Genomic DNA, 17,795 nt, shown 5'->3' with positions numbered 1-17,795 from the left:
GCGTCGTAGGTCCCTACGACGCGGCCGTGTCTTACGTCGTGGGATCGGGCACTGTCGTTGTCGGTGCGGTCACGTACGCTCGTCAGAGGCGGACGGCGCGTACCCGCTGCGCGTCCCGCCGCGCTCCGCGACGAGGGAGGGGGCCCACGTGCTCATCGACACCTACGGCCGGGTGGCCACCGACCTGCGGGTCTCGCTCACCGACCGGTGCAACCTGCGCTGCACCTACTGCATGCCCGAAGAGGGCCTGCAGTGGCTGGCCAAGCCCGACCTGCTCACGGACGACGAGATCGTCCGCCTCATCGGCATCGCGGTCACCTCCCTCGGTATCGAGGAGGTCCGCTTCACCGGCGGCGAACCCCTGCTGCGCCCCGGCCTCGTCGGCATCGTCGAGCGCGTCGCGGCCCTGTCGCCCCGCCCCCAGATGTCCCTGACGACGAACGGCATCGGCCTCAGGCGCACCGCGGCCGCCCTCAAGGCCGCCGGCCTGGACCGCGTCAACGTCTCGCTGGACACCCTGCGCCCCGACGTCTTCAAGACGCTCACCCGCCGCGACCGGCACAAGGACGTCCTGGAGGGCCTGGAAGCCGCCCGCGAGGCCGGCCTCACCCCGGTCAAGGTCAACTCCGTCCTGATGCCGGGGCTCAACGAGGACGAGGCCCCCGACCTCCTCGCCTGGGCCGTCGAGCACGACTACGAACTGCGGTTCATCGAGCAGATGCCGCTGGACGCCCAGCACGGCTGGAAGCGCGAGGGCATGATCACCGCGGGCGACATCCTCGCCTCGCTGCGCACCCGCTTCGAGCTGACCCCGGAGGGCGACGAGGCCCGCGGCTCCGCCCCGGCCGAGCGCTGGCTGGTCGACGGCGGCCCGCACCGGGTGGGTGTCATCGCCTCCGTCACCCGCCCCTTCTGCTCCGCCTGCGACCGCACCCGGCTCACCGCCGACGGCCAGGTCCGCACCTGCCTCTTCGCCACCGAGGAGACCGATCTGCGGGCCGCCCTGCGCGACGGCGCCCCCGACGAGGAGGTCGCCCGCATCTGGCGCCTCGCGATGTGGGGCAAGAAGGCGGGCGCGGGCCTCGACGACCCGGACTTCGTCCAGCCGGACCGCCCGATGTCGGCGATCGGCGGCTGACCGGGGCGACGAGCTCAGCCCTCCTGCCGCTGCCACTCCGCGAGCGGCACGACGTCCTTCAGGAATCCCCGCACGCCCAGGAACTGCGACAGGTGCTCGCGATGCTCGTCGCAGGCCAGCCACGTCTTGCGCCGCTCCGGTGTGTGCAGCTTCGGGTTGTTCCAGGCCAGCACCCACACGGCCGCGTCCCGGCAGCCCTTGGCGGAACAGATGACCGAGTTCTCGTCACTCACGCTTCGTCTCACCAACGCAGAGGAAACCGCACAGAAAAAACGACGCCGAGCAGCCACGGGGGGAGCTGCCCGGCGTCGGTCCATCGCTCCGACGGGGGATGCGGAGCGCGTACGCAGTATGTCACGGGTAATCGCTTGCCGGGCCCGGAACGACAGGATTGATCTGAGCTCTTCTTGAGCTTGCCGGGCCCGCGGGACGATCAGGCTCGCGGCCCGGCCCCCGGTTTCGCCCCGGCACCGTCCGCCGAGGCCTTCGCTGCGTCCTCCGCCGGCGGCGCGATCATGGGCGGCGGGGTCACCGACACGAACGTCGAGGGCAGCGACGGCGCGTTCTCCCGCCCCGCGTTCGCGATCACCACCGCGATGTACGGCAGCACCGCGCCGAGCACCAGCGCCACGACCGCGACGTGCCGCTCCACGTTCCACAGCACCGCGGCCAGGATCACCGAGACCGTCCGGACGCTCATCGAGATGACGTACCGGCGCTGCCGCCCGCGGACATCGTCCTGGAGGCTCTGTCGGGCTCCGGTGATCCGGAACACCTGGGCCTGGCCACCGTCCCGTAGTTTCCGCATCGCACTCCACCATCCGCCCGCATCGGACTCTCCCAGGCCCGTCCCGGCATCCACCGCACCGGTCGGACGCCCGGCCGGGACAGCCTCCACGTTACGCCGCGCCCCAGCCGCCCACGAGACCGGGGCACCCCCGGCCGGCGCGAACGACGCCTCCCGTCCCGCGTCCGGCTCCACCCGACATGCGCCGTACGGCGTACGGGCCGAGACTGGGCGGGTACTGCTCACGTCGAGCCGGACGAGGAGGCAACCATGGGCTGGTTGTGGGCGATCATCGTGGGATTCGTGCTCGGTCTGCTCGCGAAAGCGATCATCCCGGGCAAGCAGCACAGCCCGCTGTGGCTGATCACCATCTTCGGCATGCTCGGTGCCATCGCGGGCAACGCCATGGCACGGGGTTTCGGCGTCGAGGAGACACCCGGCATCGACTGGAGCCGGCACATCTTCCAGCTCGTCGCCGCCATCGTCATCGTGGCCGTGGGCGACATGCTCTACATGGCCACCCTGGGCAAGCGCAAGCGGGCACGAGCCTGACCCGCCCGCCCGAGGGCTTGGCAAAGGGGCGCGGGGAACTGGGCGAAAACCGCCACGAGCCCGCGGCCGCACACCAGCCCCACGCCCCCACGGCGCTCGCCAGAGGGGCGCGGGGAACTGCGCGAAAACCGCCACGATCCCGCGGCCGCACAACAGCCCACGCCCCCACGGCGCCTACGCGCCCACAACCTCCACAGCGGCAAGATTCTTCTTGCCGCGCCGCAGCACCAGCCACCGCCCGTGCAGCAGGTCCTCCTTCGCGGGCACGGCGTCCTCGCCGGCGACCTTCGCGTTGTTCACGTAGGCGCCGCCCTCCTTCACCGTGCGCCGCGCGGCGGACTTGCTGGCCACCAGGCCGACCTCGGCGAACAGGTCGACGACCGGACCGAGCTCGGCGACCTGGATGTGCGGCACCTCGGAGAGCGCCGCGGCCAGCGTCCGCTCGTCCAGGTCGGTCAGCTCGCCCTGGCCGAAGAGCGCCTTGGACGCCGCGATCACCGCGGCGGTCTGGTCGGCGCCGTGCACCAGGGTGGTCAGCTCCTCGGCGAGGGCCCGCTGCGCGGCCCGGGCCTGCGGCCGCTCCTCGGTCTGCCGCTCCAGTTCCTCCAGCTCCGCACGGGACCTGAAGGACAGGATGCGCATGTACCGGGTGATGTCCCGGTCGTCCACGTTCAGCCAGAACTGGTAGAACGCGTACGGCGTGGTCATCTCCGGGTCGAGCCAGACGGCGCCGCCCTCGGTCTTGCCGAACTTGGTGCCGTCCGCCTTGGTCATCAGCGGGGTGGCCAGCGCGTGCACCTCGGCGCCCGGCTCCAGCCGGTGGATCAGGTCCAGGCCGGCCGTGAGGTTGCCCCACTGGTCGCTGCCGCCCTGCTGGAGCGTGCAGCCGTACCGCCGGTAGAGCTGGAGGAAGTCCATGCCCTGGAGGATCTGGTAGCTGAACTCCGTGTAGCTGATGCCCTGGTCGGACTCCAGGCGGCGGGCGACGGAGTCCTTGGCCAGCATCTTGTTGACGCGGAAGTGCTTGCCGACGTCCCGCAGGAACTCGATCGCGGACAGGCCCGCGGTCCAGTCCAGGTTGTTGACCATCACGGCCGCGTTCTCCCCCTCGAAGGAGAGGAACGGCTCGATCTGGGCGCGGAGCCTGTCGACCCAGCCGGCGACCGTCTCCGGGTCGTTCAGCGTGCGCTCGGCGGTCGGGCGGGGGTCGCCGATCAGACCCGTGGCGCCGCCCACCAGCGCCAGCGGCCGGTGCCCGGCCTGCTGGAGCCGGCGCACGGTGAGCACCTGGACCAGGTGCCCCACGTGCAGGGACGGCGCGGTGGGGTCGAAGCCGCAATAGAACGTGACGGGACCGTCCGCGAGCGCCTTGCGCAATGCGTCCTCGTCAGTGGACTGGGCGAACAGCCCGCGCCACTTCAGCTCGTCGACGATGTCCGTCACGGTCGTATGTCTCCTCGAACGGTGAAAAGGGTTCCCCCCAGTCTATGGGGGGCCACCGACAGTCATGGGGGCCGACCGCTCAGACGCCGCGGCTGACGGAGCTCATGTTGAAGTCGGGCACCCGCAGCGGCGGCATCGCCGCCCTGGTGAACCAGTCGCTCCACTCCCGGGGCAGCGTCTGCTCCGTGCGCCCGGCCTCGACGGCCCGGCCCAGCAGGCCGACCGGCGACTCGTTGAACCGGAAGTTGTTCACCTCGCCGGTCACCTCGCCGTTCTCGACGAGGTACACCCCGTCCCGGGTCAGGCCGGTGAGCAGCAGCGTCGCCGGGTCGACCTCCCGGATGTACCACAGGCAGGTCAGCAGCAGCCCGCGCCGCGTGCTCGCCACCATCTCGTCCAGGGAGCGGTCGTCGCCGCCGTCGAGGATCAGGTTGTCGATGGCCGGCGCCACCGGCAGCCCGGTGAGGTCCGCGCTGTGCCGGCTGGTGATCAGGTGCGTCAGCTCGCCCCGCGAGATCCACTCGGTGGCGGTGAGCGGCAGCCCGTTGTCGAACACCGACGAGTCGCCGCCGGAGGAGTGCGCGAGGACGAACGGCGCGGCCTGCAGACCCGGCTCGTGCGGGTCGCTGCGCAGGGTCAGCGGCAGCTCGCTGAGCTTCTCGCCGACCCGGTTGCCGCCGCCGGGCCTGGAGAACACGGTCCGGCCCTCGTTCGCGTCCCGGCCCGAGGACGACCACATCTGGTAGATCAGCAGGTCCGCCACGGCGGTCGGCGGCAGCAGCGTCTCGTACCGCCCGGCGGGCAGCTCGATCCGCCGCTCGGCCCAGCCGAGGCGTACCGCCAGTTCCGCGTCGAGCGCCGCCGGGTCGACGTCCCGGAAGTCCCGCGTGGAGCGGCCGGCCCACGCCGAGCGGCTGCGGTCCGGTGACTTCGCGTTCAGCTCCAGCGTCCCGTTGGGCTGGTCGTGACGCAGTCTGAGCCCCGTGGACGTACCGAGGTAGCTGCTGGTCAGCTCGTGGTTGGCGAAGCCGTACAGCTCCCGGCCGCCCGCCCGCGCGCGGGCGAACGCCTCGCCCAGGGCGGGCGCGAAGTCGGCGAAGACGGCCGAGGAGGTCTCCGCGGGGGCCGCGGTGAAGTCCGGCGACGCGGGCACGCCCGTGACCAGGGGGCGGGCGTCCTCGGCGGGTGCGGCACCGCGCGCGGCGGCCTCCGCGGCCCGCACCAGCGGCTCCAGCTCGTCCGCGGTCACCGCCGACCGGGACACCACGCCGGAGGCGGTGGCCTCCTTGCCGTCGACGGTCGCGATCACGGTGAGCGTGCGCCCGCGCGTGACACCGTTCGTGGTGAGCGCGTTGCCCGCCCAGCGCAGGTTGGCGGTCGACTGCTCGTCGGCGATCACCACACAGCCGTCCGCCTCGGACAGCTCCAGAGCCCGCTCGACGATCTCGTGCGGCTTGTTCGTCGCGGCGCTCATCGACCGGCCTCCTGGGTGGTGTTCAGAATGTTGACGCCCCGGAAGAGGGCGGACGGGCAGCCGTGGGAGACGGCGGCGACCTGCCCCGGCTGGGCCTTGCCGCAGTTGAACGCGCCGCCCAGGACATAGGTCTGCGGGCCGCCGACCGCGGCCATCGACCCCCAGAAGTCGGTGGTCGTCGCCTGGTAGGCGACGTCGCGCAGCTGCCCGGTGATCCGCCCGTTCTCGATCCTGAAGAAGCGCTGCCCGGTGAACTGGAAGTTGTACCGCTGCATGTCGATGGACCAGGACCGGTCGCCGACGACGTAGATGCCCCGGTCGACGCCGCCGATCAGGTCCTCGGTCGACATCCCGGCGGGGTCGGGCCGCAGCGACACGTTGGCCATCCGCTGCACCGGGACGTGCGCGGGGGAGTCGGCGAAGGCGCACCCGTTGGACCGCCCGAGCCCGGTCAGCTTCGCGATCCTGCGGTCGAGCTGGTAGCCGACGAGCGTGCCCTCCTTGACCAGGTCCCAGGACTGGGCCTCGACGCCCTCGTCGTCCCAGCCGACGGTCGCCAGGCCGTGCTCGGCGGTGCGGTCGCCGGTGACGTTCATCAGCTCGGAGCCGTAGCGCAGCTTGCCGAGCTGGTCGAAGGTGGCGAAGGAGGTGCCGGCGTACGCGGCCTCGTAGCCGAGCGCGCGGTCCAGCTCGGTGGCGTGCCCGATGGACTCGTGGATGGTCAGCCACAGGTTGGACGGGTCCACCACCAGGTCGTACAGCCCCGGCTCCACGCTCGGCGCGCGCATCTTCTGCGCGAGCAGCTCCGGGATCTCGGCCAGCTCCGCGTCCCAGTCCCAGCCGGTGCCGGTCAGGTACTCCCAGCCGCGGCCGACCGGCGGGGCGAGGGTGCGCATCGAGTCGAACTCGCCGCTCGACTCGTCCACCGACACCGCGGTGAGCTGCGGGTGCAGCCGTACCCGTTGCTGGGTGGTCACGGTCCCGGCCGTATCCGCGTAGAACTTGTTCTCGTGCACGGTGAGCAGCGAGGCGTCGACGTGGTCCACGCCGTCCGCCGCGAGCAGCCGCCGGCTCCACTGTGCGAGCAGCCCGGCCTTCTCCTCGTCGGGCACGGTGAACGGGTCGATCTCGTACGACGAGATCCACGTCTTCTCCGCGTGCACCGGCTCGTCGGCCAGCTCCACCCGCTCGTCGGAGCCCGCGGCCTGGATCACCCGCGCGGAGAGCTTCGCCATGGCCACGGCCTGGCTCGCCACCTTGGCGGCGGCGTCCATGGTCAGGTCCACGCCGGACGCGAACCCCCACGTCCCGCCGTGCACCACCCGCACCGCGTATCCCAGGTCCGTGGTGTCCGACGACCCGGACGGCCTGCCGTCCCGCAGCCGCCAGGACGCGCTGCGCACCCGCTCGAACCGGAAGTCCGCGTGCTGCGCCCCCAGCGCCCGCGCCCGGGCCAGGGCGGCGTCGGCGAGGGCGCGTAGCGGAAGCGCCGTGAAGGCTTCGTCGATGGTATGAGGCACCCGAGGTCTCCCTGCTGTCGTCGCCTGTCGGCTCCGATCATGTCGCGACCCCGGGCCCGCCGACCACAGGTTTGCCCCCCGCGACCGGGGCTTTCTGTAGGGATTCGACAGTGTGTCCCCTGCGCCACTGTCGGTGCCCGAATGCCCCGCGCGGGGAGCCGACCGATAGGTTTTCCGGGAAGCCGCCTGTCATCGCCGCCTGTCGTCGGGTGCCCGGGCGGGAATCAGACCGCTATGGAAAGGGTGATCCGTTGAGCCGCTCGGTTCTCGTCACCGGAGGCAACCGGGGCATCGGCCTCGCCATCGCCCGCGCTTTCGCCGACGCCGGCGACAAGGTCGCGATCACGTACCGCTCGGGGGAGCCGCCCGCCGGCTTCCTGGCGGTCAAGTGCGACATCACCGACTCCGAGCAGGTGGAGCAGGCCTACAAGGAGATCGAGGCCGAGCACGGCCCGGTCGAGGTGCTGGTGGCCAACGCCGGCATCACCAAGGACCAGCTCCTGATGCGGATGTCCGAGGAGGACTTCACCTCGGTCCTCGACACCAACCTCACCGGCACCTTCCGGGTCGTCAAGCGCGCCAACCGCGGCATGCTGCGCGCCAAGAAGGGCCGCGTCGTCCTCGTCTCGTCCGTCGTCGGCCTGCTCGGCTCGGCGGGCCAGGCGAACTACGCCGCCTCCAAGGCCGCCCTGGTCGGCTTCGCGCGCTCCCTCGCCCGTGAGCTGGGCTCGCGCAACATCACCTTCAACGTCGTCGCGCCCGGTTTCGTCGACACCGACATGACCAAGGTGCTCACCGACGAGCAGCGCCAGGGCATCGTCGCGCAGGTGCCGCTCGGCCGGTACGCGCAGCCGGAGGAGGTCGCCGCGGCGGTGCGGTTCCTCGCCTCGGACGACGCCTCGTACATCACTGGAGCCGTCATTCCCGTTGACGGCGGACTGGGAATGGGTCACTGATCACCATGAGCGGAATTCTCGAGGGCAAGCGCGTCCTGATCACCGGTGTGCTGATGGAGTCCTCCATCGCGTTCCACGCCGCCAAGCTGGCCCAGGAGCAGGGTGCCGAGATCATCCTGACGGCGTTCCCGCGGCCCACGCTCACCGAGCGCATCGCCAGGAAGCTCCCGAAGCCCACCAAGGTCATCGAGCTGGACGTCACCAACGACGAGCACCTGGGGCGCCTGGCCGACCTCGTCGGCGAGGAGCTAGGGGGCCTGGACGGTGTCGTCCACTCCATCGGCTTCGCCCCGCAGGACGCGCTCGGCGGCAACTTCCTGAACACGCCGTTCGAGTCGGTGGCCACCGCCATGCACGTCTCGGCGTTCTCGCTGAAGTCGCTGACCATGGCCTGCCTGCCGCTGATGCAGAACGGCGGGTCCGTCGTCGGCCTCACCTTCGACGCCCAGTACGCCTGGCCGCAGTACGACTGGATGGGCCCGGCCAAGGCCGCCCTGGAGGCCACCAACCGCTACATGGCCCGTGACCTGGGCAAGCAGAACATCCGCTGCAACCTCATCTCGGCGGGCCCGATCGGCTCCATGGCCGCCAAGTCCATCCCGGGCTTCAGCGAGCTGGCCTCGGTGTGGGACACCCGTTCCCCGCTGGAGTGGGACCTGAAGGACCCCGAGCCGGCCGGCCGCGGCATCGTCGCCCTGCTGAGCGACTGGTTCCCGAAGACCACGGGCGAGATCATCCACGTCGACGGCGGTCTGCACGCCATCGGCGCCTGACCTTCCCGGACGGCCGCGCGAACACACGCCGACGCCCCGTTCCCCGCACCGCGCGGGGAGCGGGGCGTCGCCCGTTCGGCCCAGTCGGCCGGGCGGAGCGGCGGGGCGGCCGGGCACTGTGGAGGGAGCGTTCACCGACGCGACCCTCCCCCGTACGGCCGAGGAGGTCCCCTTGTGCGCCTGTTCCGCAGCCTGGCCTCAGTGACCGTAGCCGTAGCCCTGGTGCTGTCCGTGTCGTACGAGGCGATGCCCCACGCGCGCGTGACGGCGCCCGCCACCGACGTCCCGAAGCCGTTCGGCGCGGAGTGCCGCGTCCGCGTGCACGGCTCCGAGGTGACCGCCCACTGCCACAACCCCTATGTCGACACCGACCGCGTGCGGCTGCACATCGAGTGCGAGCGCTGGTGGGACCTGGACACCGACAGCGCCCCGGCCGACGCCGGGCCCGCGGAGACCGTACGGCTGACCGGCCGCTGCTGGAAGGAGGTCCGCTCGGTGTGGGTCAGCCACCAGAACCTGGGGAGCTGAACCGGCACAGGAACGGGTAGCCCGCCGCCTCCGCCGCCGCGGTCCGCGCGTCGCCCGCGCGGATGGCGTCCACCAGCCGCCCGTGGTCCATGTGGGTCCGCGAGGTCAGCTCCTCGCCCACGTCCTCGCGCAGCCAGTCCCGCAGCACCTCGCCGAGGTCCGCGTACATCGCCGTCATGACGTCGTTGTGGGACGCGGCCACCACCGCCAGGTGGAAGGTGGCGTCCGCGGTCACGAACAGCTCCTTGTCGCCCGTCTCCCAGGCCTCCTCGCGCCGCGCCAGCAGCGCGTCCAGCTGCTTCAGGTCCTTCTCGGTGCGCCGTTCGGCGGCCAGCCGCGCCGCGGCCGACTCCAGCGTGGAGCGCAGCTCGGCGATGTGCCGGGGGTCGGCACCGGCGAAACGGCGGTGCATCACGCCCGCCAGCTCGCTGGTCGCCACGACGTACGTGCCCGACCCCTGGCGGATGTCCAGCAGGCCGTTGTGGGCCAGCGCCCGGACCGCCTCGCGGACCGTGTTGCGGGCGACGCCGAGCTGCCCGACCAGCTCCGGCTCGGTGGGGATGCGGGAGCCGACCGGCCATTCGCCCGAGGTGATCTGGTGGCGCAGCGCTGCGATGACCTGCTCGGAGAGCGCCGATCGACGCGGGTGGCTCAGGGGCATGGCACACCTTCGCACGGGACGGACGGCAGCGGACGCCCTGGGAATGGACAACCAATCATCCCATGATTCTATGATGGCCGGCATGGCTAGCGAGGAGACCTGGACCAGGAACCACCCGGACGTACGCGGCCCCGCCGCGGGCGGTGGCGCGGGCGGCGGCGAAGCCACGCCCAAGAGCTCCACGCGCGCGTGGACCACGCGCCTGGTCGTGGCCGGCATCCTGCTGTCCGCCCTCAACCTCCGCCCCGCCATCACCAGCCTCGGCGCCCTCCTGGAGGAGGTCCGGGACGGCCTCGGCATGAGCGGCAGCGTGGCCGGACTGCTCACCTCCGTGCCGCCGCTCTGCTTCGCCGTCTTCGGCGTCATGGCGCCCCGCCTGGCCCGCCGCTTCGGCGCCGCGGCGGTGGTGTGCGCCGGTATGGCCGCCATCGCCGCGGGCCTGCTCGTCCGGCCGTACACCGGCGGCACGCCCGGCTTCCTGGCCGCCAGTGCGCTCGCCCTCATGGGGATCGCGGTCAGCAACGTCCTCATGCCGGTCATCGTCAAGCGCTGGTTCCCCGACCGGGTCGGGTCCATGACCGGCGCCTACTCCATGGCCCTCGCCCTGGGTACCTCCACCGCGGCCGCCGTGACCGTGCCGATGACCGACGCGCTGGGCGGCCACTGGCAGTCCGGGCTCGCCGTGTGGGCCGCGCTCGCGGCGGCCGCCGTCCTGCCGTGGCTGCCCGTCCTGCGGGACCGCGGCGCGGGCGCCGGGCGGGAGGGCACCGGGGCGACGGCGCACGGCGAGGCGCAGGCGCCCGCGCTGCGGATCACCCGCAGCCGCACCGCGTGGGCGCTCGCCGTCTTCTTCGGCCTCCAGGCCACCGCCGCCTACATCACCATGGGCTGGATGGCGCAGATCTTCCGCGACGCCGGGGTCCCCGCCGGCACCGCCGGCCTGCTCCTGGCCGTCACCATGGTGATGGGGGTGCCGCTGGCCTTCGTCATCCCCCGCCTGGCCACCCGGCTGCCCCACCAGGGACCCATCGCTGTCGCCCTCGGCGTCTGCGGCCTCATCGGCTACGCCGGTCTGTACGCCGCCCCCGCCTCGGGCGCCTGGGCCTGGGCCGTCCTGCTCGGCATCTCCAACTGCGCCTTCCCGCTCGCCCTCACCATGGTCGGGATGCGCGCCCGGTCCGGCCCCGGAGTGGCCCAGCTCTCCGCGTTCGCGCAGAGCACCGGCTACCTGATCTCCATTCCCGGCCCGCTCCTGGTGGGCGTGCTCTACCAGCACAGCGGCGGCTGGGGACAGCCGATCGTGCTCATGGTCGCGCTGATGATCCCGCAGATGGCGGTGGGCTGGCTGGCGGGCCGCGACCGCACCGTGGAGGAGGAGGCGGCCGCCCGCTGACCCCGGCGGGCCGCCGCACCCCGGCCCGCGGGGTCCCGCGCGCTCCGGCCCCGTGTTGCACGCCCCGGCCCGCGGGGTCCCGCTCGCCCCGATCCCGCGCTCCACGGCCCGGCTTCCGGCCCCTGCTCGCCCGCGACCCCGGACGGCTCGCCGTGGCTCCCTCGCCCGCGGCCCGGGCCTCGACCCGCCCGCGACCCCGGCCGAGCGGACCCGGGTGGCGGATGCGAGACTGGCCGCATGCCAGTGCTCGACCCGAACCCGCAGAACGGCCAGAAGAAGATGCTGATCGTCTTCGGCTCGTTCTTCGCCATCTTCGTGATCATCGCCGTCATCGCGTCGATCGCCGCACCCTGAGCCGGTGGGGGCCGACCGCGCCCTGCGCCGCGCGGGGCCACCCCGCCCCGGGTGGGGTTAACCCCACCGTCCCCTAGGGGGTGGGGCTCAGGGTCAAGTGGGTGGATCACCGGATGGGACCGCGCCCGCCCCTTCCGTAGCGTCGACGTGTGGCCGCGCAACGGCGGCCCACCCAGTCGAGGACGGATCCACGGAGGCACCATGTCGGCCCGCACCCAGCCCCGCCCCCGCCCGGCGAGCGCCCGTGCCGTGGACACCCGGCTGCCCTGGTGGGCCCTCGCCCTCCCGGCCCTCGCGTTCGTCGCCCTGCTGACGCTGATCCTCAACCCCGCGGACGCGCACGCCGCCGTCGGCGAGCCCGTCACGGCCCGGCTCATGGAGCGCCTCCAGCAGCTGCTGGCCCGCTGACCGCCCCCGGGACCGCCCGTCAACTCCCTGCGCCTCATGGCCTGTCTCATGCGAAGCTGGGAGTCATGAGCGTCGCAGAACCCCGCAGGATCGCCCTCTTCCGGCACGCGAAGGCCGACTGGCCCCAGGTGAACGACCACGAGCGGCCGCTCGCCGAGCGGGGCCGCAAGGACGCCGCCGAAGCCGGACGCAGGCTGGCCGACACCGGCATCCCCTTCGACCTGGCCCTCTGCTCCACCGCGACCCGGACCCGCGAGACCTGGAAGCTCGCCGTCCACGAGTTCTCGCACCGTCCGAAAACGGTCTACGAGGAGCGCATCTACGAGGCCTCGCCCGGCGAGCTGATCGCCGTGCTGAACGAAACCCCCGACGACGCCCAGAACCTCCTCCTCATCGGCCACAACCCCGGCGTGCACGGGCTGGCCGAGGTGCTGGCCGGGTCGGCCGAGGCCGAGCCCCGCGAGCGGATGAACCGCCGTGGCTTCCCGGCCGCCGCCTTCGCCGTGCTGTCCTTCTCGGGCTCCTGGAAGACCCTGGAGCCGGGTGTGGCCACCCTGCTCGACTACTGGGCGCCGACCGACTGACCCCGCAGCGCGCGACAGCGCCGAAGAGGGCCGGTGCCGGCCGGCACCGGCCCCCGCAGAGCCTCGCTCCCGTGCCTCCCGCGGCGGCCGCGCTCCGTTTCCGGAGGCTTCACCCGGGGAAGCGCCGTCAGTCCTCCTCGTGCGCGTCCGCGGCCTCGACCTCTTCCCGGGTGACCCCGAGCAGGTACAGCACGGTGTCCAGGAACGGCACGTTCACCGCGGTGTGCGCCGCCTCCCGCACCACCGGCTTGGCGTTGAAGGCGACCCCGAGCCCCGCCGCGTTCAGCATGTCCAGGTCATTGGCGCCGTCGCCGATCGCCACCGTCTGCGACAGCGGCACGCCCGCCTCCGCGGCGAACCGGCGCAGCAGCCGCGCCTTGCCCGCGCGGTCCACGATCTCGCCGGTGACCTTCCCGGTCAGTTTGCCGTCCACGATCTCCAGGGTGTTGGCCTGGGCGAAGTCCAGCCCCAGCCGCTCCTTCAGATCGTCCGTGACCTGCGTGAATCCTCCGGAGACCACGCCGACCTGGTAGCCGAGCCGCTTCAGCGTACGGATCAGGGTGCGGGCGCCCGGCGTCAGCCGGACCTCGCTGCGCACCTTGTCCACCACGGAGACGTCGAGACCCTTCAGCAGCGCCACCCGTGCGTGCAGCGACTGCTCGAAGTCCAGCTCCCCGCGCATCGCCGCGGCGGTCACCTCGGCGACCTGCTCCTCACAGCCGGCGTGCGCCGCGAAGAGCTCGATCACCTCGTCCTGGATGAGCGTGGAATCCACGTCCATCACCACCAGCCGCTGGGCCCGCCGGTGCAGCCCCGCCGCCACGACCGCCACATCGACACCGAGCGCCGCGGCATCGGTGACGAGCGTGGTGCGCAGCGGTTCCGTCTCCACCCCGGAGACCGCGAACTCCACCGCGGTCACCGGGTACTTGGCGAGCCGGAAGATCCGGTCGATGTTGCCGCCCGCCTTGGTGATCTTGGCGGCGATGGCGGCCGTCGCCTCCGCGGTGAGGGGGTGGCCGAGCACGGTCACCAGGGAGCGGCCGAGGCCGCGCGGGCGGTTGTCGCCGAGGCCGGAGATGATCTCGGCCTGCATCCTCATCGACTCCGCCCAGCTGTGGACGGTGGCGCGCAGGTCGCCCTCCAGCCCGTGGGGCGGCTCGGTCACGAGCGCGCACAGCACGATCCGGCCCCGCGTGACGACCTGCTCGATGTCGACCACGTCGACGGAGTAGGCGGCGAGGGTGTCGAAGAGTCCGGCCGTGATGCCCGGCCTGTCCTTGCCGAAGATCTTGACCAGGAGAGTGGGGACGTCGGAGGTCTGCGTAGCGCTCATGGTGCTCCCACCGTATCCGGCACCCCGTGCCGTCCGCGCCCGAGGTCCGCCTGGCGGACAGTGAACAGTGGGCGTCGCGGAGGCGACGCCCACCCGGCACGACGCCCGGCCACCCGCCGCGGACCCCGCCCCGCAGCGCCGCGGGACCGTGCGGGTCGGGCCGGCGGGGGAGGAGACGGCCGGTCCCCGCCGGGTGCGGCGTGGCAGGAGACGGCCCGACCCGCCGGGTGCGGCGCCCAGGCAGGCACTTCCCCCGGGGGCAGGTTGTCCCCGTCAGGCAGGCACTTCCCCGGGGCGGGTTGTCCCCGTCAGGCAGGCACGTTTCCCGAGGCAGGTTGTCCCCTTCGGGCGGGCACTTCCCCGGGGCAGGCTGTCCCCCCAGGCGGCGCTTCCCGCGGCAGGCATGCTCCCGCCCCACCTCCTGCCCGCAGCACGCCCGCGATCCGGCCGCCCGGCCGCACCCCGCGGCGGCCGCGGGTACGGATCGGCCGCCGGGTTCGGTGCCGCCGGGGCGCAACGCTCGGCCACCACCCCCGCGCCCGGCCACCGCCCCCACGCAGGGCCCAGCACCCGCGCGCCCGGCCATCGCCCCTGCGCTCGGCCACCGCCCCCACGCAGGGCCCACCGCCCCACGCAGGGCCACCGCCCCCGCACGGTCGCCCCCCACGCAGGGCCACCGCCCCCGCACGGTCGAGGAGTTCGGCGGCGACGGCGCCAACTCCGGCCGCGCGCAACGACCGCGGGGAGAACCGCGACCCTTCCTGGCGAACCGGGCCAGGCTCACGCACGATGGCGCGATCTCGACGGCGGTCGCCGTTCTCCCTGCCCTCCGGACCGAACACGGACACCTCACCGGCCGGCGTGACGGAACCGGCCGCCCGAACGCCACCGCCGCCGCGGTCACCGGCCCCGGCGCACCCGCCCGCCTCGGCTCCCGGCGGCCGCGGGCCGAGCCCGGCCGTCCCCGGCGGCGCGGTCAACGCCCAGCTCAGGGCCGCCGATCGCGGAATTCTGCACGTTTGCTCGGGGCATCCGCGGGCTCTGCCGCGCGCCCCCACCACCCCTCGCCGCCGCCCCGTCCGCAGCGTGGCACGACTGCCGTGCTTGTCCCCCTCGCGGGGGATTACCACCCTCCGGGCAGGTTTCGACCCCGTCGGCGAGGGTGCTTGCGCGCGCCGCGCTCGGTCTTCACAAGGCCCGACTTTCGGTCAGGGGGCCCCTCCTGAAATAGTTCCCCCCGATGTTCGACATCCCTAGACTCCCCGCGACGGGGGTAATTCGGGGGACAACTCAGTGGGGCATGGAGTGCCGGAACTCGTACTGGAATCAAACGGACGGACCTTGACGCTCGATGCGTCCAGGTCCTACACACTCGGACGCGATCCCCAGGGGGACCTCGTGTTCGACGACGCCAGGGTCTCCTGGCGGCACGCCACGGTCAGCTTCAACGGCCGCAGTTGGGTCATCGAGGACCACGGCAGCACCAACGGCACGTTCGTGCGGGGCCAGCGGATCCATCACCTGGAGATCGGCGCCGGCTCGGCGGTGCACCTGGGCAACGCGACCGACGGACCGCTGGTGACGCTCTCCGGCGCCGCGCAGGCCGCCGTCACGCCGCAGGCCCAGCCTCAGCAGCAGCCGTACGCCGCACAGGGCGCCGGCGCGGGATGGGCGCAGCAGCCGCAGGCCGCGCCGCAGCAGGCCGCGCAGCAGCAGGTGCCGCAGGCGGGCTGGCAGCAGCCGCAGCACTCCGCCGGGCAGGTGCCGCCCCAGCAGCCGGCAGCGCACGTCCCGCCGCAGCACCACTCCCCGGCGGACCACTTCGCGCAGCAGTCCGGCGGGGCCGCGGGGGCGCCGCCGGCCTACGGGGACCGCAGCCCCACCACGTTCCACCAGTTCTCGCTCGGCCGCGTGATGCGCATCGGCCGTGCCCTGGAGAACGACCTGGTCGTCTCCGACCTCCAGGTCTCCCGGCACCACGCGGAGTTCCACGCGACGCCCGACGGCCGCATGGAGATCCGCGACCTGGGATCCCACAACGGCACGTACGTCAACGGCCAGCCGATCGCCAAGGGCGGCTCGCAGCTGCTCGGCCCGGCCGACATCGTGGGCGTCGGCCACTCGACGTTCCGGATCGTCGGCGACCGCCTCGAGGAGTTCGTCGACACCGGTGAGGTCTCCTTCTCCGCCCGCCACCTGACCGTCACGGTCGACGGCGGCAAGCAGATCCTCAAGGACGTCTCGTTCGGCGTCCCGGAGAAGTCGCTGATCGCGGTCATCGGCCCGTCCGGCTCCGGCAAGTCGACCCTGCTGAAGGCGCTCACCGGGTACCGCCCCGCCAACCAGGGCGAGGTGCTGTACGACAACCGCAACCTCTACAAGCAGTTCGCCGAGCTGCGCCAGCGCATCGGTCTGGTCCCGCAGGACGACATCCTGCACAAGGAGCTGACCGTCAAGAAGGCCCTCAAGTACGCGGCCAAGCTGCGCTTCCCCGCCGACACCACCGGCGCCGAGCGCGAGGCCCGCATCGACGAGGTGCTGCGCGAGCTGAAGCTCGACATCCACAAGGACAAGAAGGTCACCTCGCTCTCCGGCGGCCAGCGCAAGCGCGTCTCGGTCGCCCTCGAGCTGCTGACGAAGCCGTCACTGATCTTCCTCGACGAGCCGACCTCCGGCCTCGACCCGGGCATGGACCGCGACGTCATGCAGCTCCTGCGCGGCCTCGCCGACGACGGCCGCACGGTCCTCGTCGTCACCCACTCGGTGGCCGAGCTGGCGCTGTGCGACAAGCTCCTGGTGATGGCGCCCGGCGGCGCCGTGGCGTACTTCGGTCCGCCCGAGGAGGCGCTGAACTTCTTCGGCTACGACACCTGGGCCGACGTCTTCTCCGCGTTCGAGAACTACCGCGACTACGACTGGGCGGGCCGCTGGAAGGGCTCGCAGCACTACCAGATGTACGCCGCGGACATCGACGCCGTCGCCCCGCAGCCCGTGCAGACGCAGCCGATGCAGGGCATCCGGCCGCCGAAGCCGCAGGGCTGGACGTCCCAGTTCGTCACCCTGGTGCGCCGCTACGTGTCGGTGATCGTCTCCGACAAGGGTTTCCTCGCCCTGATGGTGATCCTGCCGGCCGTCCTCGGCGCGGTGAGCCTGCTCATCAAGCCGGACCAGGGCCTGTTGCCCAACGTCAACGCGCAGACCGGCCGGATCATCCCGAACGGCACGGCCACCACCGTGCTGCTGATCCTCGCCGTCGGCGCCTGCTTCGCCGGCGCGGCCAACTCCGTCCGTGAGCTGATCAAGGAACGGGTGATCTACGAGCGCGAGCGCGCCACGGGCCTGTCCCGCTCGGCGTACCTGATGTCCAAGGTGTTCGTGCTCGGTGTGATCACCGTGCTCCAGGGCCTGCTGGTCGGCGTGATCGGCTTCGCCAGCCGGGAGATCCCCGAGGAGGGCCTGATCCTCGGCGGCGCCACCCTCGTCGAGCTGTCCCTGCCGATCATGGCGCTGGGCTTCACCTCGATGATGTTCGGCCTGATCATCTCCTCGCTGGTGAAGACCGCCGAGAAGACCATGCCGCTGCTGGTGATGTTCGCGATCATCCAGGTGGTCTTCACCGGCTGCCTGTTCGCCCTGAACGGCACGGTCGGCGTCAACCAGTTCTCGTACCTGATGCCGTCGCGCTGGGCGGTCGCCGCCGCGGGCGCCACGCTGGACTTCAACCGGATCAGCCCGCCCGAGGAGGGCGCCGACACCGACCCGCTGTGGGAGCACAGCCTGGGCGCCTGGGGCCTGGACATGGCGGCCCTGATCGCGCTCGGCGTGGTCTGCGGCTTCTTCGTGGCCCGCTTCCTGCGCCGCCACGAGCCCGAGGTCATGCGCAAGTAG

Annotated in this window: 17 protein-coding genes; 10 read left to right on the top strand and 7 right to left on the bottom strand. The window is 72.5% G+C overall.

Features of this window, described 5'->3' with window-relative positions; genetic code table 11:
* Window positions 1–148: 148 nt before the first annotated feature.
* Window positions 149–1,138, top strand: a complete 990-nt coding sequence (gene moaA / locus SGLAU_RS07955; RefSeq protein WP_043499610.1) for a GTP 3',8-cyclase MoaA — start codon at window positions 149–151, stop codon at window positions 1,136–1,138.
* A gap of 14 nt (window positions 1,139–1,152) precedes the next feature.
* Here moaA and SGLAU_RS07950 read toward each other — a convergent pair whose 3' ends face one another.
* Window positions 1,153–1,371 carry a hypothetical protein gene (locus SGLAU_RS07950; protein WP_043499609.1) on the bottom strand — a complete coding sequence of 73 codons (219 nt, stop codon included), beginning with the start codon at window positions 1,369–1,371 and terminating at the stop codon, window positions 1,153–1,155.
* A 200-nt stretch (window positions 1,372–1,571) separates the two neighbouring features.
* Window positions 1,572–1,946, bottom strand: a complete 375-nt coding sequence (locus tag SGLAU_RS07945) for a DUF3099 domain-containing protein (RefSeq protein ID WP_078957633.1) — start codon at window positions 1,944–1,946, stop codon at window positions 1,572–1,574.
* Between the two features lie 249 nt (window positions 1,947–2,195).
* Here SGLAU_RS07945 and SGLAU_RS07940 point away from each other — a divergent pair, with 249 nt between their 5' ends.
* Window positions 2,196–2,477, top strand: coding sequence for a GlsB/YeaQ/YmgE family stress response membrane protein (locus SGLAU_RS07940; RefSeq protein ID WP_043499606.1), 282 nt, complete (start codon window positions 2,196–2,198; stop codon window positions 2,475–2,477).
* A gap of 174 nt (window positions 2,478–2,651) precedes the next feature.
* Here the strand turns inward: SGLAU_RS07940 and tyrS are convergent, their stop codons facing one another.
* The 3 genes from tyrS to SGLAU_RS07925 all read right to left on the bottom strand — a co-directional run bounded on the left by tyrS (window position 2,652) and on the right by SGLAU_RS07925 (window position 6,914).
* Entirely contained in the window at window positions 2,652–3,920 is a 1,269-nt protein-coding gene (gene tyrS / locus SGLAU_RS07935; protein WP_043499605.1) for a tyrosine--tRNA ligase, read from the bottom strand.
* 79 nt (window positions 3,921–3,999) lie between these two features.
* Window positions 4,000–5,394 (bottom strand): metallopeptidase TldD-related protein, encoded by a 1,395-nt coding sequence (locus tag SGLAU_RS07930; RefSeq protein WP_043499603.1) that lies wholly within the window; start codon window positions 5,392–5,394, stop codon window positions 4,000–4,002.
* Complete coding sequence (locus SGLAU_RS07925; RefSeq protein WP_043499601.1) at window positions 5,391–6,914, bottom strand: TldD/PmbA family protein; 1,524 nt, start codon at window positions 6,912–6,914, stop codon at window positions 5,391–5,393. The genes SGLAU_RS07930 and SGLAU_RS07925 overlap by 4 nt, the downstream gene beginning before the upstream one ends.
* Window positions 6,915–7,165: 251 nt before the next feature.
* Here SGLAU_RS07925 and fabG point away from each other — a divergent pair, with 251 nt between their 5' ends.
* The 3 genes from fabG (at window position 7,166) to SGLAU_RS07910 (ending at window position 9,171) form a co-directional block, all read left to right on the top strand.
* Window positions 7,166–7,870: a 3-oxoacyl-[acyl-carrier-protein] reductase gene (fabG, locus tag SGLAU_RS07920; protein WP_043499599.1), complete on the top strand. Its 705-nt coding sequence runs from the start codon at window positions 7,166–7,168 to the stop codon at window positions 7,868–7,870.
* A gap of 5 nt (window positions 7,871–7,875) precedes the next feature.
* Window positions 7,876–8,643: an enoyl-ACP reductase FabI gene (gene fabI, locus SGLAU_RS07915; protein ID WP_043499598.1), complete on the top strand. Its 768-nt coding sequence runs from the start codon at window positions 7,876–7,878 to the stop codon at window positions 8,641–8,643.
* A gap of 174 nt (window positions 8,644–8,817) precedes the next feature.
* The gene (locus SGLAU_RS07910) at window positions 8,818–9,171 is read left to right on the top strand and encodes a hypothetical protein (protein WP_043499596.1); all 354 of its coding nucleotides are present in this window, start codon (window positions 8,818–8,820) and stop codon (window positions 9,169–9,171) included.
* Here SGLAU_RS07910 and SGLAU_RS07905 read toward each other — a convergent pair.
* A complete protein-coding gene (locus SGLAU_RS07905) occupies window positions 9,146–9,832 on the bottom strand; it encodes a FadR/GntR family transcriptional regulator (protein WP_043499594.1) in 687 nt (228 codons plus the stop codon). The two genes, SGLAU_RS07910 and SGLAU_RS07905, sit on opposite strands and share 26 nt — an antisense overlap.
* A 73-nt stretch (window positions 9,833–9,905) precedes the next feature.
* Here SGLAU_RS07905 and SGLAU_RS07900 point away from each other — a divergent pair, with 73 nt between their 5' ends.
* From SGLAU_RS07900 to SGLAU_RS07890, 4 genes are all read left to right on the top strand, one after another.
* Complete coding sequence (locus tag SGLAU_RS07900) at window positions 9,906–11,225, top strand: CynX/NimT family MFS transporter (RefSeq protein WP_412556221.1); 1,320 nt, start codon at window positions 9,906–9,908, stop codon at window positions 11,223–11,225.
* A 237-nt stretch (window positions 11,226–11,462) separates the two neighbouring features.
* Entirely contained in the window at window positions 11,463–11,579 is a 117-nt protein-coding gene (locus tag SGLAU_RS36675; protein ID WP_086169366.1) for an SGM_5486 family transporter-associated protein, read from the top strand.
* A gap of 201 nt (window positions 11,580–11,780) precedes the next feature.
* Window positions 11,781–11,987: a hypothetical protein gene (locus tag SGLAU_RS07895; protein WP_043499589.1), complete on the top strand. Its 207-nt coding sequence runs from the start codon at window positions 11,781–11,783 to the stop codon at window positions 11,985–11,987.
* 65 nt (window positions 11,988–12,052) lie between these two features.
* Window positions 12,053–12,571, top strand: coding sequence for a SixA phosphatase family protein (locus SGLAU_RS07890; RefSeq protein ID WP_043499586.1), 519 nt, complete (start codon window positions 12,053–12,055; stop codon window positions 12,569–12,571).
* A gap of 127 nt (window positions 12,572–12,698) precedes the next feature.
* Here the strand turns inward: SGLAU_RS07890 and serB are convergent, their stop codons facing one another.
* Window positions 12,699–13,907, bottom strand: coding sequence for a phosphoserine phosphatase SerB (serB, locus tag SGLAU_RS07885; RefSeq protein ID WP_043499584.1), 1,209 nt, complete (start codon window positions 13,905–13,907; stop codon window positions 12,699–12,701).
* A 1,305-nt stretch (window positions 13,908–15,212) separates the two neighbouring features.
* On the opposite strand from serB, the gene SGLAU_RS07880 reads away from it, so the two are divergent.
* Window positions 15,213–17,795 (top strand): FHA domain-containing protein, encoded by a 2,583-nt coding sequence (locus SGLAU_RS07880; protein ID WP_208868892.1) that lies wholly within the window; start codon window positions 15,213–15,215, stop codon window positions 17,793–17,795.

The organism is Streptomyces glaucescens (assembly GCF_000761215.1).
Lineage (GTDB): Bacteria > Actinomycetota > Actinomycetes > Streptomycetales > Streptomycetaceae > Streptomyces > Streptomyces glaucescens_B.
This window is presented reverse-complemented; position numbering and strand designations above follow the sequence as displayed.

Excerpts from the sequence above, each read along its gene's own strand:
- SGLAU_RS07895 (WP_043499589.1), top strand. The coding sequence starts at position 11,781 with ATGTCGGCCCGCACCCAGCCCCGCCCCCGCCCGGCGAGCGCCCGTGCC.
- SGLAU_RS07945 (WP_078957633.1), bottom strand. The coding sequence starts at position 1,946 with ATGCGGAAACTACGGGACGGTGGCCAGGCCCAGGTGTTCCGGATCACC.
- SGLAU_RS36675 (WP_086169366.1), top strand. The coding sequence starts at position 11,463 with ATGCCAGTGCTCGACCCGAACCCGCAGAACGGCCAGAAGAAGATGCTG.
- fabI (WP_043499598.1), top strand. The coding sequence starts at position 7,876 with ATGAGCGGAATTCTCGAGGGCAAGCGCGTCCTGATCACCGGTGTGCTG.
- serB (WP_043499584.1), bottom strand. The coding sequence starts at position 13,907 with ATGAGCGCTACGCAGACCTCCGACGTCCCCACTCTCCTGGTCAAGATC.
- SGLAU_RS07905 (WP_043499594.1), bottom strand. The coding sequence starts at position 9,832 with ATGCCCCTGAGCCACCCGCGTCGATCGGCGCTCTCCGAGCAGGTCATC.
- SGLAU_RS07940 (WP_043499606.1), top strand. The coding sequence starts at position 2,196 with ATGGGCTGGTTGTGGGCGATCATCGTGGGATTCGTGCTCGGTCTGCTC.
- SGLAU_RS07890 (WP_043499586.1), top strand. The coding sequence starts at position 12,053 with ATGAGCGTCGCAGAACCCCGCAGGATCGCCCTCTTCCGGCACGCGAAG.
- SGLAU_RS07930 (WP_043499603.1), bottom strand. The coding sequence starts at position 5,394 with ATGAGCGCCGCGACGAACAAGCCGCACGAGATCGTCGAGCGGGCTCTG.
- SGLAU_RS07900 (WP_412556221.1), top strand. The coding sequence starts at position 9,906 with ATGGCCGGCATGGCTAGCGAGGAGACCTGGACCAGGAACCACCCGGAC.